The 15,183-nt window shown below is 61.3% G+C and carries 14 protein-coding genes; 2 read left to right on the top strand and 12 right to left on the bottom strand.

What is annotated here, in order from left to right; all coding sequences use genetic code 11:
• Together ACZIRK_RS02205 and ACZIRK_RS02200 are read left to right on the top strand one after the other, a co-directional pair.
• The gene (locus ACZIRK_RS02205) at nucleotides 1-123 is read left to right on the top strand and encodes a hypothetical protein (protein WP_463326894.1); all 123 of its coding nucleotides are present in this window, start codon (nucleotides 1-3) and stop codon (nucleotides 121-123) included.
• A gap of 1,059 nt (nucleotides 124-1,182) precedes the next feature.
• Nucleotides 1,183-1,308 (top strand): hypothetical protein, encoded by a 126-nt coding sequence (locus tag ACZIRK_RS02200; protein ID WP_283807056.1) that lies wholly within the window; start codon nucleotides 1,183-1,185, stop codon nucleotides 1,306-1,308.
• A 208-nt stretch (nucleotides 1,309-1,516) separates the two neighbouring features.
• Here ACZIRK_RS02200 and ACZIRK_RS02195 read toward each other — a convergent pair whose 3' ends face one another.
• The 12 genes from ACZIRK_RS02195 to frc all read right to left on the bottom strand — a co-directional run bounded on the left by ACZIRK_RS02195 (nucleotide 1,517) and on the right by frc (nucleotide 15,064).
• A complete protein-coding gene (locus ACZIRK_RS02195) occupies nucleotides 1,517-2,485 on the bottom strand; it encodes a zinc-binding dehydrogenase (RefSeq protein ID WP_463326893.1) in 969 nt (322 codons plus the stop codon).
• A gap of 97 nt (nucleotides 2,486-2,582) precedes the next feature.
• Nucleotides 2,583-3,578 carry an NAD(P)H-dependent flavin oxidoreductase gene (locus tag ACZIRK_RS02190; protein ID WP_028167396.1) on the bottom strand — a complete coding sequence of 332 codons (996 nt, stop codon included), beginning with the start codon at nucleotides 3,576-3,578 and terminating at the stop codon, nucleotides 2,583-2,585.
• A 323-nt stretch (nucleotides 3,579-3,901) separates the two neighbouring features.
• Nucleotides 3,902-4,690, bottom strand: a complete 789-nt coding sequence (locus tag ACZIRK_RS02185; protein ID WP_456645035.1) for a fumarylacetoacetate hydrolase family protein — start codon at nucleotides 4,688-4,690, stop codon at nucleotides 3,902-3,904.
• Nucleotides 4,690-5,712 (bottom strand): 2-dehydropantoate 2-reductase, encoded by a 1,023-nt coding sequence (locus ACZIRK_RS02180; protein WP_463326892.1) that lies wholly within the window; start codon nucleotides 5,710-5,712, stop codon nucleotides 4,690-4,692. Before ACZIRK_RS02180 ends, ACZIRK_RS02185 begins: the two co-directional genes overlap by 1 nt.
• 97 nt (nucleotides 5,713-5,809) lie before the next feature.
• Nucleotides 5,810-6,241 (bottom strand): CBS domain-containing protein, encoded by a 432-nt coding sequence (locus tag ACZIRK_RS02175; RefSeq protein WP_463326920.1) that lies wholly within the window; start codon nucleotides 6,239-6,241, stop codon nucleotides 5,810-5,812.
• A 239-nt stretch (nucleotides 6,242-6,480) separates the two neighbouring features.
• A complete protein-coding gene (oxlT, locus tag ACZIRK_RS02170; protein ID WP_463326891.1) occupies nucleotides 6,481-7,797 on the bottom strand; it encodes an oxalate/formate MFS antiporter in 1,317 nt (438 codons plus the stop codon).
• Between the two features lie 241 nt (nucleotides 7,798-8,038).
• The gene (oxlT, locus tag ACZIRK_RS02165; RefSeq protein WP_463326890.1) at nucleotides 8,039-9,328 is read right to left on the bottom strand and encodes an oxalate/formate MFS antiporter; all 1,290 of its coding nucleotides are present in this window, start codon (nucleotides 9,326-9,328) and stop codon (nucleotides 8,039-8,041) included.
• Between the two features lie 416 nt (nucleotides 9,329-9,744).
• On the bottom strand, nucleotides 9,745-11,244 hold the full coding sequence (locus ACZIRK_RS02160; RefSeq protein WP_463326889.1) for a tripartite tricarboxylate transporter permease: 1,500 nt from the start codon (nucleotides 11,242-11,244) through the stop codon (nucleotides 9,745-9,747).
• Nucleotides 11,245-11,274: 30 nt separating this feature from the next.
• Nucleotides 11,275-11,772, bottom strand: coding sequence for a tripartite tricarboxylate transporter TctB family protein (locus ACZIRK_RS02155; protein ID WP_463326888.1), 498 nt, complete (start codon nucleotides 11,770-11,772; stop codon nucleotides 11,275-11,277).
• A gap of 178 nt (nucleotides 11,773-11,950) precedes the next feature.
• On the bottom strand, nucleotides 11,951-12,958 hold the full coding sequence (locus ACZIRK_RS02150) for a Bug family tripartite tricarboxylate transporter substrate binding protein (RefSeq protein ID WP_456645032.1): 1,008 nt from the start codon (nucleotides 12,956-12,958) through the stop codon (nucleotides 11,951-11,953).
• 485 nt (nucleotides 12,959-13,443) lie between these two features.
• The gene (locus ACZIRK_RS02145; RefSeq protein ID WP_225708511.1) at nucleotides 13,444-13,581 is read right to left on the bottom strand and encodes a hypothetical protein; all 138 of its coding nucleotides are present in this window, start codon (nucleotides 13,579-13,581) and stop codon (nucleotides 13,444-13,446) included.
• Nucleotides 13,582-13,786: 205 nt separating this feature from the next.
• Nucleotides 13,787-15,064, bottom strand: coding sequence for a formyl-CoA transferase (gene frc, locus ACZIRK_RS02140; RefSeq protein ID WP_028167402.1), 1,278 nt, complete (start codon nucleotides 15,062-15,064; stop codon nucleotides 13,787-13,789).
• Between the last annotated feature and the right edge of the window lie 119 nt (nucleotides 15,065-15,183).

Here is a 15,183-nt window from a genome sequence, read left to right as displayed (position 1 = left end):
ATGTCAGTTGCCGTGCAGCATATCGTCGACGTCTCCGTGCGGCTGAACAACCGTGAGGGACTCGAGGACGTCCTGTTCTCAAACGCTGACAATGGACCAGAGATTGCGGCAGCGGCCGCTTAACGACTGATAGCCAGGATTCAATTCGACGCTATGGAAGAATGCGATCTTCTCATTGCGCTGCTCCGCATAAGCCATGACTTGGCAACTCGTCACGGGCAGGTCGTCCGTCTCAGGGCGGAACTAGACCGACTGTCTCGGCCGGAAGCGATTTCCCGCTGTCCGAGAGCGGACGAACGCGACCTCGCGACCGCAACCGATTTCCTCGCAACATTTCGCCCGAGCGTAGATGCGGCAACGAAGCGGCGCATCAAGTGATATCGGCTAGAGCATTTTCGGTTCTGATTGAATCAGAACCGAAGCTCTAGATTCTTGTTTTGACGCGTTTTCTTCACGCGAACCGGTGTCCACCCTCGGAGCAAGTCCGAGGGCATGCTTCGCTCGAAAACGCTCTAGCTCCGGCGCAAAATCGGAGATTTACGCCTGGGCGTCGCCCCAACCGTTGGGCTGAGGGGGCGAGGGCTCAGCCGCTAATCAATCAGAGACTGTGTTGCTTTGCAACATCGCGACTGCGTCGCTTATTTAATATTGCTATTATTATCGCGAATGTTAATATTTAATTAAATAGGGGCGGCGAGGAGATTAAATATCATGCTTTGGATGTCTTGGACGAAATTCGCACGTTTGTTGTCTCTCAAAAGCGTTCTTGGCGGACTGGCTGTGGTAGGGATCGCGACCACCGGTTACGTCCTCAACGGAGATGGCAGTCCTGGCAATTGGACCGATGGTGGCGTCCATGGCGCTCCTGGTAGCGTCCATGGCGCTCCTGGACCTGTCGCTGGCGCTGGACTTCCTCTTGCTCTTGTTGCAGTCGGGTATGGCGTCTATCGTCTCGTAAGGCGTCGTCACAAATCGCACTGACAACTCCCTCACCTGAGGGCAAACGGCCGAGCACATGGCGTGGCCATCCCACGCCGTTTGAGAAAAGCCGATGCTGTGCCTTTCGCGACAGGCGTGGCCCTTCAGTCTGCGGGATTCTAAGTGGACCGCCCGTGCGCGCCTTGAAGGCCTCGGAATTCACGTTAGATATGGCCCGGGGGGTCCTGAAAGTGAGCCCACTCAATGACGCCACGTTTTGTTTTCTTCGCCTTTTCCATAGCATTCGCTTTGGCAGCGATTTTTGCGGCGATTACGACTGCCAAGCAGATCCATAGCTATCAGGCCACCATAGCGGGACGGGCAATCTGAGCCGCATGGTAGGGACTCGACTGATACTGACTCCGCAATCACGTCGAGTGCTACCTGCCATCGTAGCCCCGGTCGAGCTGCACGGCGCGGTGGCGGAGTTGCCGGAGATTCGTGGCGGGTAGGGTGGGCAACGCGCAGCGTGCCCACCTCTCTTGCACCGAACGTGGATGGTGGGCACGCTGCGCCTTGCCCACCCCACGATCGACGCTTACAGCGTCACCACGATCTTGCCGAGGTGCTTGTTGGCTTCCATGTGCTCGAACGCCTTGCCGATTTCGTCGAACTTGTAGACGCGGTCGATCGGCAGTTGCAGCTTGCGCGATTCCACCGCGCCCCAGATGTCCTTGCGGACCTCGTCGAAGATCTCGCGGATCTCCTCGATAGTGCGGGTGCGGAAGGTGACGCCGATATAGTGGATGCGGCGCGCCGCGTGCAGGTCGAAGTTGAAATCGGCATGGGTGCCGCCGAGCCGGCCGACATTGACGATGCGGCCCTTGATCTTGGTCGCAGCGAGGTTCTGGTTGGCGACCTTGCCGGAGACCTGGTCGACGATGAGGTCGACGCCTTCGCCGCCGGTTGCCTTCAGCACCTGCTCGACCCAGGTGGGGTCGCTGGAATCGATCGCGAGATCGGCGCCGAAATCCTTCAGCCGGCCGCGCCGCATCGCGTCGGTCGAGGAGCCGATCACGAGCTTCGCGCCCTTGAGCTTGGCGATCTGCATCGCCATCAACCCGACGCCGGAACTGGCACCCTGGATCAGCACAGTCTGTCCCGCCTGGAGCGCGCCATTGGTGACGACGGCGTTGTGCATGGTCGCGAGTGCGACGGGGAGAGTGGCGGCGTCCTCGAAATTCATGTTCGAGGGCGCGCGGAACAGCCGGCCGTGATCGGCAAGCGTGTATTCAGCAAAGGCGGCGCTGCCGGAACCCATGATCTTGTCCCCGACCTTGACGCCCTTGGCGTCAGGTCCGAGCTCGGCAACCTCGCCGGCCCACTCCATGCCGAGCACGGTGCCGACGCCGCCCGCGCTGCCATGGGCATGGCCCTTGGTCATACCGAGATCGGCGCGGTTGAGGCCACAGGCGTGAACCTTGACCAGCACCTGCGTACCCTTCGGCGTTGGCTTGGCGACGTCGGTGATCTCAGCGCCATTGGCGCCATAGACATAGGCTTTCATCGGCTCTTCTCTTTGGTTGGGCAGCAAGACCGCTCTATATTCTTGTTTTGACGCGTTTTCTTCACGCGAACCGGTCTCCACTTCGCTCGAAAATGCTCTATTCGGCGGCCTGGCGCTGCGCCCCCGAAATCATGCTCTCGAGACGGCCGCGGATGATCGCCTCCGCATCGCGTACGATGCGCGATACCAGTTCGGCGCAGCTCGGGATGTCGTGGATCAGGCCCTGCACCTGGCCGGCCGACCAGATGCCTTCGTCGGCATCGCCGCTAGCGTAGACCATCTTGCCGCGGGCGCCGGCGACGAGTTCGCGCACGTCCTCGAATTTCGCGCCTTCCTTCTCCATCGCGACCACCTTGGTCGAGATCGCGTTCCTGGCGACGCGGGAGGTGTTGCGCATGGTGCGGAAGATCAGCTCGGTCTCGCGCTCGTCATTGGCGACGATGCGCTCCTTGACGAGCTGATGGATCGGGCTCTCCTTGGTGCACATGAAGCGTGTGCCCATGTTGATGCCGTCGGCGCCGAGCGCCAGCGCAGCCGCCAAGCCGCGGCCGTCGCCGAAGCCGCCGGAGGCGATCATCGGGATCTTCACCTTGTCGGCCGCGCAGGGGATCAGGATCAGGCCGGGGGTGTCGTCCTCGCCGGGATGACCGGCGCATTCGAAGCCGTCGATCGAGATCGCGTCCACGCCCATGCGCTCCGCCGACAGCGCGTGGCGGACGCTGGTGCATTTGTGCACGACCTTGACGCCGTGCTTCCTGAACTCGTCGACATGTTCCTGTGGCTTGTTGCCCGCGGTCTCGACGATCTTGATGCCGCTCTCGATGATGACCTGGCGGTATTCTGCGTAAGGCGGCGGCTTGATCGCAGGCAGGATGGTCAGGTTCACGCCAAACGGCTTGTCGGTCATCTCGCGGCAGCGCGCGATTTCCTTGCGGAGATCATCCGGTGTCGGCTGGGTCAGCGCCGTGATCATGCCGAGCGCGCCGGCATTGGCGACGGCAGCGACGAGTTCCGCGCGTCCGACCCATTGCATGCCGCCCTGCACGATCGGGTGCTCGACGCCGAAAAGCTCGGTGAAGCGTGTCTTGATCATTACTGCCCTCTGTTTCCCCGGCGCGAACGGCCGCGCGTTGTTTATCGAGAATTTCGGACAGCAGGATGCCGTCGCCCCCTGCAAAAGTCCACGGGGGCGGGTGATGGTCAGGGCAACGCCATCATGCAAAAGCGCCGCGTTGTTTCCGCAAGGCGGAACTAGAGCTTCGGTTCTGATTGAATCAGAACCGAAGCTCTAGATTCTTGTTTTGACGCGTTTTCTTCACGCGAACCGGTATCCACTTCGCTCGAAAACGCTCTAGCCGGATCGACCCAAAGTCCTCGAATGAAGGGGTTCACGCCATTGGCTTCAGGTGACGTCGGCTACTGCCTGAATTCGTTCGTGAGCTCGCCGATGCCGTCAATTGCCACCGTTACGGTGTTGACCGGCTCCTTCATGACGCCGACGCCGACCGATGTGCCGCAGGCGATGAGATCGCCGGGCAAGAGCGTCATGTCGTGCGAGATCTTGCTGACGAGCTCCTGCGCGCTGAAGATCATGTCTGATATCGGGTAGTTCTGGCGCTCGGCGCCGTTGAGGATGGTGCGCACGACGAGGCTTGCCGGATCGATCCCTGCGGTGATGACGGGGCCAAACGGGCCGTAGCCGTCAAAGCCCTTGGCGCGGGCCCATTGCGCAAACGTTTTGTCGCGGTTGAGGATGTCGTTGGCGGTGACGTCGTTGACGCAGGTGTAGCCGAAGATGAAGTCGTCGGCCTCATCAGGAGAGACGTTGGTGCAGGGCTTTCCGATCACGATGCCGAGCTCGCCCTCATAGGTGGTCTTGCCGTCATAGGAGAGGGGGCGCTCGATCACGGCACCCGGCGCGGTGACGCTGGTGGTTGCTTTCAGCAGATAGAGCGGCTCGGCCGGCTCAGGTTGCTGCAGCTTGGCGGCGAGCGCGTGGAAATTATTCCAGAGCGCGACGATCTTGCTTGGCTCGGAGGGGGCGAGCAGCTCGACGTCCTCCAGCGCGAGTATTCGTCCGTTCGGCTTGGAGGTGCCGAACATCTCGCCGTCATGCACAGCGATGCCGGATGGCGTCAGCACGCCGAAGCCGGTCTCGCCCTGGCGGCGGAAGCGAAGCCAATGGGTCACGTTACGCTGCAACATCACGTGGCCGCCGCAACTTTTGCTTCCGGCGACGGAAGCACCCTTCCGTCGTAGAGCCCGGCGATCCGGGCGCGCTGGGCAGCGAGCGCCAGCATCGCATCCAGCGACGGCGTCGGGATCCCGGTCAGGCGTCCCATTTCCTGAACCACGGTGACCAGCGGATCGATCTCCATCGGGCGGCTGCGCTCGAGGTCCTGCAGCATCGAGGTCTTGTGGGCGCCGACCTTGCGCGCGCCCTCGATACGACGTTCGACGTCGACGCGGAACTTGACGCCGAAGGTTTCGGCGATCGCCTGCGTCTCCAGCATGATCGCTTTCGACAGCGCGCGCGTCGGCGGATCGGAGCAGATCACGTCCAGGGTCGCATGGGTGAGGGCGCTGATCGGGTTGAAGCAGACATTGCCCCACAGCTTGAGCCAGATCTCGTCGCGGATGCGCTCGAGCACGGGCGCCTGCATGCCCGCCTTGGTGAAGACATCAGACAGACGCTGCACGTCCTCGGTGATTTCGCCGGAGGGCTCGCCGAGCGGAAAGCGGTCGCCATAGACGTGGCGGATGACACCGGGCGCCTCGATCTCGGTGGCGGGATAGACGATGCAGCCGATCGCGCGCTCGGGGCCAAGCTCGCGCCACTGCCGGCCGCCGGGATCGATGCTCTCCAGCGTCGAGCCCTGATGATCGCCGCCGTGCTTGTGGAAGTACCAATAGGGGATGCCGTTGACTGCGGTGACGACGCGCGTGTGCGGCCCGAGCAGCGGCTGCATCCGTTCGAGCACGCCGGTGATCGAATGCGCCTTCAGGCAGATGATGACGAAATCCTGCGTGCCGAGTTCGGCCGGATCGTCGGTGCAGCGGGGATGCACGATGCGCTCTTCATCGCCGATCAGGAGCTTCAGCCCGTTCGCCTTCATGGCCGCGAGATGGGCGCCGCGTGCGACCAGGCTCACTTCCACGCCCGCGCGCGCAAGCTGCACGCCGAGATAGCCGCCGATCGCGCCGGCGCCGTAAATGCAAATCTTCATGGGATGTTTCGCAAAAGAGGCGGGGTTGATGTTTCAGCGCTGGTCGTGCGCCGGTGCCGAGGACGTCTCAGACCGGCGCGCTGACGCTGGGGTGCTTTCAAGCCGGAATGGCTTCCCGCGCGGCGATCGCCTGCTCGTCGAATGCGGCTGCGATGTCGCGGATGCTGATGACGCCGATCAGGCTGTAATCGTCGATGACCGGCACGTGGCGGATGTTGTGCCTGTTCATGAGGTGACGGATATGCTCGAGCGAGTCGCGCGAGGTGCAGGACACGAGCTGCTGCACCGAGATGAAGTGCGACACGCGCATGTTGGCTCCCGCTGCGCCATGCTCGGCGATGGCGCGCACCACGTCGTGCTCGGTAAACATGCCCACTGCCGTGTTGCCCTCGGTGCGGACGACATCCTTGACCACCAGCGCGCTGATATTGCCCGAACGCATCAGTTGCGCGGCGATCGCCACCGTCTCGTTCATGCGAACCGTTGCGACACGGGCGGCTTTCCTGCGCAGAATATCTCCGACTTGCATGGCAACCTCCTTGGGTTCGTTAATAGCCGCAAGTCTGGTATACAAAATGCCAATTGTCAACGCAGCTGGAGTAGATGCCTTCAGAAAAATATAGCAAAAACAGTAAGTAACACTGACGCTTTCCATCCGATGAACGACGGCGTCTCGCTGATCCATATCGTTGTATTTTGTATTCCTTTGAATTTTGGCAAAAGAAAAGGCGCACCGGAGTGCGCCTTCGCTGGTCGCAGCGGCTGCGATCATGCTGTCGTGACACTGCGCGCGGTCGCCTCTGCCGCCGCTGTCTCGTTGCCCAGGATGAAGGCGCGTCGCATCGGCCTGATCACGAACAGCGCCATCAGCGCCGCCGTCGCGTTGAGCGCTACGCCCATCACGAACACGGCGTGCCAGCCAAAATTCTTGGCAACGATGCTGGCGAGCGGCACCAGCAGCGAGGCGGTGCCTTTCGCCGTGTACAGCATGCCGTTGTTGGTGGCGGCGTACTTCACACCGAAGGTGTCGCCGCTGGTGGCCGGAAACAGGCTGTAGATCTCGCCGAACACGCCGAAATAGACCGCGGTCGCGAGCACGAACACGATCGGATGGGCGCCATAGGTCGAGAGCGTCAGCAGCATCAGCGCGCCCGTGCCGAACGCGATGAACATCGTGTACTCGCGGCCGATATTGTCGGAGATCCAGCCGAACAGCGGCCGGCCGAATCCGTCGAAGACGCGATCGAGCGAGATCGCAAACGTCAGTGCCGCCATCTGGATGCCGGCGAGCGAGACCGGCGTCTTGGCAATCTGGAAGTCGTCGGCGATCGGCGCGATCTGTGCGGCGGTCATCAGGCCGCCAGAGGCGACCATCACGAACACCAGGTACATCACCCAGAAGATCGGGCTACGCAGCACCTGCGGCGGGGTAAAATCGATCTTGGTCTGGGGCAGGTTGAGCTGCTTCTTTTTCGGAGCGATCGCGACAGATGGCGGCCGAATGAAGAAGGCGAGCACGCACACGATCAGGCCTTGCCCGATGCCGAAGTCGAAGAAGGCGGTCTGGTAGCCGCTGGCGGCGATCATGCTTGCGATCGGCACCACGGTGAGCGCGGCGCCCGCGCCGAAGCCGGCGGCGGTTGCACCGGCAGCGAGGCCCCGACGGTCCGGAAACCATTTCAGCGCATTGCCGACGCAGGTGCCGTAGACGGCACCGGCGCCCATGCCGCCGATCACGGCGGCGGTATAAAGCAGCGCCAGCGAATCCGCGTAGGAATTGAGGACCCAGGACAGCGCGATCATCACGCCGCCGAACATGATCACCATGCTCGGCCCGTATTTGTCGACGAACCAGGCTTCGACGGGGACGAGCCAGGTCTCGGTCACCACGAAGATCGTGAAGGCGAGCTGGATGCCCGCACGGCCCCAATGATGCTTCGCGTCGATCGGATCGACGAACAGCGTCCAGCCGTATTGCAGGTTGGCGATCATCGCCATGCAGACGATGCCCATGGCGAGCTGAAACCAGCGGAAGCCGCTGGACGAAGGTGCTGAGGGTGCGGCGGCGGCGTTGCTTAAAACCATCAAGTCCTCCCGAGCGCGTGCCTGCGGTTGCGGCCTTCTGTCGCAAGTTTGTGACTTATCGTCGCAAGCACCGGGTGGATGTTGGTATACTATATCCCACAATGCAAGCCGAACTTGTGCTGCATTGCGGTATAGGCCATGCCGCAGCTCGGCGGTCACGGCGAGTTCGGAAAATCGGAAGCGCAGCAAAAAAAGCGCCCGGCTGTGGGCCGGGCGCTTCATACCAACTCTGTTGCGCGATCTACGATGCGCCCGATTTTTCCACCACGACCTTGCGCCATGGCTTCAGCACGAGGATGGCGAGCAGCGATGCCAGGATGTTGGCGCCGGCGGCGATGAGAAAGACATTGTCCCAATTGCCAGCGGACTGCTGCACGTAGTTCGCAAGCGGCACCAGCAGCGCGGCCGTGCCCTTGGCGGTGTAGAGCAGGCCGGCATTGGTGGTCGCGAATTTCGAGCCGAAGGTGTCGGTGCAGGTGGAGGGGAACAGCGAGTAGATCTCACCCCAAGCGAAGAACACGAAGCCCGACAGGATCACGAACCAGATCGGATCATGACCCCACATGTAGAGCGCCCAGATGCCGATGCCCTCCATGCCGAAGGCGATGAACATCGTGTTCTCGCGGCCGATCATGTCGGAGATCCAGCCGAAGAACGGACGTGTCAGGCCGTTGAGGACACGATCGATGGTCGCGGCGAAGGTCACGGCGGTCATCGTCATGCCGATCAGGGTCACCGGGACACTGTCGATCTTCCAGTCCACAGCGATCGGCTTCAGGTTCGCCGTCACCATCAGGCCGCCAGCGCCGACGATCACGAACATGAAGTACATCAGCCAGAAGATCGGCTGGCGCAGCACTTCCGTCGGCTGATAGTTGCGCCGGCTCTGTACCAGATTGGCGTTCTGCGCGACCATCGGAACCTGTCCGGACTTCGGCGCGAGCAGGAAAAAGGAGAGCAGCACGATGATGATGCCCTGGCCGAGACCGAAATAGAGGAAGGTGGTCTGGAAGCCGGAGTCCTTGATCATCGCCTGGATCGGCGCGACCGTCAGCGCCGAGCCTGCACCGAAGCCGGCTGCGGTGATGCCGGCCGCCAGACCGCGCTTGTCGGGAAACCATTTCAGCGCGTTGCCGACGCAGGTGCCATACACGCCGCCGGCGCCGATGCCAGCGATGATCATGCCGAGATAGTAGCCATTGAGTGAGGTCGCCTGGGCATTGATGGCCCAGCCGATGGCGCAGAGGATGCCGCCGACGAGGACCACCACGCGCGGGCCGTATTTGTCGACGAACCAGCCTTCGACCGGCACCAGCCACGTCTCGAACAATACGAACAGGGTGAATGCCCACTGGATCGAGGCGCGATCCCAACCGAATTTTTTCTGAATGTCGGGGACGAAGAATGTCCACCCGTATTGATAGTTGGCGATCATCACCATCGCTGCGACGCCGATCGCAAGTTGTGTCCAGCGAAAGGTATCGCTGACACGGGCGGTTGGCGGAGCCGCGGCCTGCACCATCTCTGTCATAGGTCCTCCCAAGGCGCGCCTCTGTTATCTTATGTCCCGAACGCGCGGCGGCTATCTTGGTATTTAATATGCCAACATTCAAGCATCGGTGTGAGGCGCGCGCAAATGTCGCATGCGTGCGTTGGTACTCGGACTCAACAACAACTTGGCTCAACCGAACGGGTTCACGTCAAACGCAAGACGATGGTCCACAGCGCAATTTCTATCGACGCTGTGAAGCGACTGGATTCACGCAAGAATCGTCGCGGGTGATCTGAAGGTCAGCTCTGGAAAGCGAGTTCGGCACGCCCGCTTTGGACTGGCGGATCCAGGAGGTCTGCGAGCGGGTAGGTGGGACGCGAGAAGTGCGATAACACCGATCGCCCAGCCGTTCCGAGTCCTGGCATTTTATATCCCAGATTTTGAAGGGGCGCGCCTCAGGCTGCCGCTGTTCGCAGCCGGCTGTAGCCTTCCTGAATCGCGGACCAGAAAAGGGCAACGAGCCCGAGGATCATGATGGTGCTGACCAGCCCATTTGAGAAAAATACGGCGAGCGAGCCTTGCGATCCGAGCAGCGATTGCCGGAATGCCTCCTCCGCCTTGTCGCCGAGCACAATGGCCAGCACCAAGGGGGCGAGAGGATAGTTGCACTTCTTGAGCAGATAGCCGAGCACGCCGAAGACCAGCATCAGCATCACGTCGAATGTGCTGTTGTGAACCGAATAGGCGCCGATTGCGCAGAGCACCAGAATAAGGGGCGCAATGATGCTGAACGGCACGCGAAGGATCGCGGCGAATATCGGCACGCAGGTGAGCACGACGAGCAGGCCTGCGAGATTGCCGAGATACATCGAGGCGATCAGACCCCAGACGAATTCCTTCTGCTCGACAAATAGCATGGGGCCGGGCTGCAGGCCCCAGATCAACAGGCCGCCGAGAAGAACAGCCGCCGTCGGAGATCCCGGCACTCCGAGCGATAGCATTGGCAGCAATGCCGAGGTGCCGGCGGCGTGAGCTGCCGTCTCCGGCGCGATCACGCCCTCGATTTCTCCCTTGCCGAAATACTTGCCGTTCCTCGCCAGCCGCTTGGCGATGCCGTAGCTCATGAAGGATGCCGGCGTTGCTCCGGCCGGCGTGACACCCATCCAGCACCCGATCAGGCACGAGCGCAATGACGTCACCCAATATGCGGGCAGCTCTTTCCAGGTTTGCAGCACCACGCGCAGATTGATTTTCGCGTTGCCGCCGCGGAAGCTCAATCCTTCCTCCATTGTCAGAAGGATCTCGCCGATACCGAAGAGGCCGATGACGGCGATCAGAAAATCGAACCCGTTGAGCAATTCGGTGATCCCGAACGTCAATCGCAACTGCCCTGTGATCGAATCGAGGCCGACGGCCGCAAGCGCGAAACCGATCATCATCGCGGCGATGGTCTTGAAAGGCGGCTCCTTGCTCAGCCCGACAAAGCTGCAAAACGCGAGGAAGTACACAGCGAATTTTTCCGCAGGACCAAATCGCAGCGCGAAGCTTGCGACCAGCGGCGCAACCAGCGTGATCATGGCAACGGCGAACAGTGCGCCCACGAACGAGGAGGTGAAGGCTGCCGTCAACGCTTCGCCAGGCTTGCCCTGCTGTGCCATCGGATAGCCATCGAACGTCGTTGCCACCGACCAGGGTTCACCGGGTATGTTGAACAGGATCGAGGTGATGGCCCCACCGAACAATGCGCCCCAGTAGATGCAGGACAGCATGATGATCGCCGATGTCGGCGGCATGCTGAAGGTCAGCGGCAAGAGAATTGCAACGCCGTTTGCGCCGCCGAGCCCGGGAAGCACGCCAATGATCACCCCGAGCATGATGCCCACGACCATCAGCATCATGTTGTAGGGCTGCAGGGCTACGGCGAAGCCGTGAAAAAGATTGGCGAGTTCTTCCATTTCGATACGTCCTGCAATAGCGAACGGCTTCTATAGGCCGAGCCATTCCTCGATAGGGCCTTTGGGAAGGGGAACGAGGAACCAGCGTTCGAAGACAAGATAGGTGATGATGGGCATGCCGAACGCCACCGCAGCCGTCGGGAGCCATCGGTAGCCGCCAAGCCACGGCATGAACCAGCCGATGAAAATGATCGAGGCGACATAGAGCCCGACAAAGGGCATCGAACCGACATAGATCGCGGTGGGCACGACCACGCTCATCACTTGGCGAAGTTGTCCCCACTCTGCGAACAATCGGTCGTCATGGTCGCGCAGCGCGCTCCAGAGATTGATGGCGCTCGCTGCGACGATGGAGATTCCAATGTAGAAGGGAAAGAAACCCGCGCGTGGGCCCTCTGCGCCCCAACTGATGCCCGCCTTCAAGCTGCCGATGATCACGATGATGCCGAAGGCTGCAATCAGCAGCGCCATACCGGTTTCCATCGTCTTGTGTGTCGGGCCGGCAGCGTCTGATCTACGCGCACTCATAGAGCCTCCAGGCTGAACCGTGATCTCGGGACAGAGCTTCGGTTCTGATGGAATCAGAACCGAAGCTCTAGATTCTTGTTTTGACGCGTTTTCTTCACGCGAACCGGTCTCCACTTCGCTCGAAAACGCTCTAGAAATCGAGGGGCACGCTCGTGCGAGCGTGGTTGATATCGCCGGATCAATTCGCCGAGGCGAGGAAGCCAGCCTCTTTCATCAATACCTCGTGGCGCTTTTGCTCCGCCTCGACCCACTTGGCGTAGTCGGCCCCGGTCAGGAAAGTGGTGTTGAATGCGCCGCTCTTCATGAAATCCTGCCATTCAGGCGTGGCGCGCACCTTCTTGAACAGTTCGACGTAATATTCGATGTGATCCTTGGTCGCCTTCGGCGGCATGAAGATGCCACGCAACATCAGATACTCCATCTCGAGACCCTGCGATTTGCAGGTCGGAATATCCTTCCAGCTCTTGCCGTCGGCGATCGGCTCGTCATAGGCCATCGGCTGGGCGTCGAAGACGCAGAGCGGACGGAGCTTGCCGCCGCGCCATTGCGCGACCGCTTCGATCGGATTGTTGACGGTCGAATCGACGTGGTTGCCGACCAGCTGAACGGCGACTTCGCCGCCGCCCTTGTAGGGGATGTAGGTGAACTTGGTATCGATCGCCTTCTCGACGGCGACGGTGATGATCTGGTCCTCCTGCTTCGAGCCGGTGCCTCCCATTTTGAACGTGCCGGCCGGCGCTTTCTTTACGGCGTCAACATATTCGCCGACCTTGTTGTAGGATTTCTCGGCATTCACCCAGAGCACGAATTCGTCGAGCGCCAGCATTGCGACGGGGGTCATATCCTTCCAGTTGAAGGGAATCCCGGTTGCCAGTGGCGTCGTGAAAAGGTTCGACAATGTAATGATGATCTTGTGGGGATTGCCCGATGAGCTCTTCACATCGAGAAAGCCTTCACCGCCGGCGCCACCCGCCTTGTTGATGACGACCATCGGCTGCTTCATCAGGTTGTGCTTGGTCACGATGCCCTGGATCGTGCGCGCCATCTGATCGGCACCGCCGCCTGTGCCGGCGGGTACGATGAACTCGACCGGACGAACCGGCTCCCAGGCGGCAGAGGCCGCGGTACCGCTCGCGCACAACGCTGCGACGGCTGCCAATGCAACATGCAGAATGGAATGCTTCATCTGGTGTCCTCCCTGTCGAACTTTGAACGCGCCGCTCTTTGTCGGCTTGCGAGCAACCCGTCTCGATCACGTGCTTCGGGTCATACGGCGTCTTTCCGGTGATCGATCACCTGTTACGATCGTGCTGCCGATTGGAACTGTATGAGGGCTGTTCAGGCGCGGCATCCGCTTCTTTCGAATAATGCTCGATCCCCTGGAGGAGCCGGGAAGGTTAGATCGCCCTTGGCCTCTTGCGCCGGACTGACGCCCTCAGGCTGGTTGTTGTCGGCTAGCGTACTACTCTAAGGTATGCGACATACCAGCTTGCAAACAATCGGCGCGGTGGACCACTTTCCGAGCTACTTTGTCGCAGTTGGGCCGTCACCGGTCATTCCGGAAGAAAAAGAAATGGCCCCGGAGCAGGGGCCATTCGTTCAAAGAAAATGTGGTTCTCGGCGGCGCTACCTCGACGGCGTTGGCGCCGGAATTGGCATCGCTGCGAAGCCTTAGAGGCCGAAGCGCGGCAAGTCGCCGTTGCGGATCGAGATCTCGGCGCTCTTCATCAGCAGCCGATCGATCGTGGCCAGCAAACGTCCCCACAGCGAGGTCGGGGCCGAAATTGCGATGGAAGCAGTCTTGGACATGATGTCCCCTTCTGAAGTTGCAGCGGAACTACCGCTTCGTGATCTGGGGACAATCTATGTATACCAGATGCCAGCAACAACGCATTTGTTTGCATAGCAGCATCCGTCTTTTGCAATGCAGCATAGATCAGTTATCAGGCATCCCAAATGGCAAAAAGACCGCCGGGGGTTCCCGGCGGCCTATGTTTCCAGCTTGATGGCCTTCTTACTCGGCCGCCTGCTTCTGCGGCGGGTCGAGTGCGCCGGAGTCGTGGATCTCGGCGACCTGGTGATCGCTGAAGCCCAGCACCTGGCGCAGAACCTCGTCGGTGTGCTCGCCGAGCAGCGGCGAGCGGAGCACCTCGCTCGGGCTGTCCGAGAGCTTGATCGGGTTGCCGACCGACAGATACTTGCCGCGGGTGGGGTGGTCGACCTCGACCACGGTGCCGGTCGCGCGCAGCGACTGGTCCTCGGCGAGTTCCTTCATCGACAGGATCGGGCCGCAGGGGATGTCGTATTGGTTGAGGATCTCCATCGCCTCGAACTTGGTCTTGGTCGTGGTCCACTGCTCGATGCGGGCGAAGATCTCGTTCAGCCGCGGCAGACGGGCCGGCGGCTTGGCATAGTTCGGATCGGTCTTCCAGGTGGGCTCGCCGATCACGTCGCAGATCTTCTCCCAGACCGGCGCCTGCGTGATGAAGTAGATGTAGGCGTTGGGATCGGTCTCCCAGCCCTTGCACTTCAGGATGCGCCCGGGCTGGCCGCCGCCGGAATCATTGCCGGCGCGCGGCACGGCGTCGCCGAACGGAATGCCCTCGCCGAACTGGCTGTATTCCTTGAGCGGGCCATGCGCGAGGCGCTGCTGGTCGCGCAGCTTGACGCGGCAGAGGTTGAGCACGCCGTCCTGCATCGCAGCGGTGACCCGCTGGCCCTTGCCGCTCTTGGTGCGGTGGAACAGGGCGGTGACGATGCCGAGCGCCAGATGCAGCCCGGTGCCGCTGTCGCCGATCTGCGCGCCGGTGACGAGCGGCACGTCGTCGCGGAAGCCGGTGGTCGAGGCTGCGCCGCCGGTGCACTGCGCGACGTTCTCATAGACCTTGCAGTCTTCATACGGACCGGGGCCAAAGCCCTTGATCGAGGCCACGATCATCTGCGGGTTGATCTGTTGGATCTTCTCCCAGGGAAAGCCCATGCGGTCGAGCACGCCGGGGCCGAAATTCTCCACCAGCACGTCGCACTTCTTGATCAGCGCGGTCAGGACTTCCTTGCCCTTCGGGTTCTTGGTGTCGAGCGTGATCGAGCGCTTGTTGTGGTTGAGCATGGTGAAATACAGGCTGTCCACGTTCGGGACGTCCTGCAACTGGCCACGCGTGATGTCGCCGACGCCGGGGCGCTCGACCTTGATCACGTCGGCGCCGAACCAGGCCAGGAGCTGGGTGCAGGTCGGTCCCGACTGGACATGGGTGAAATCGAGAATGCGAACGCCCGTAAGCGCCTTAGTCATCTGTCCTCTCCTTGTTACTACCTGTTGCTGTCATGCCCGAGAAGGCGGGCATCCAGTAATCACCGTCGATTCAGTCGGGCTCAGTGTTCGCCTCACGATAGCTCGGCGGCTACTGGATT

The sequence above is a fragment of the Bradyrhizobium sp. Leo114 genome (genome assembly GCF_055229415.2).
The sequence above is the reverse complement of the archived record's forward strand: the minus strand, read 5'-3'. Positions and strand labels throughout refer to the sequence as shown.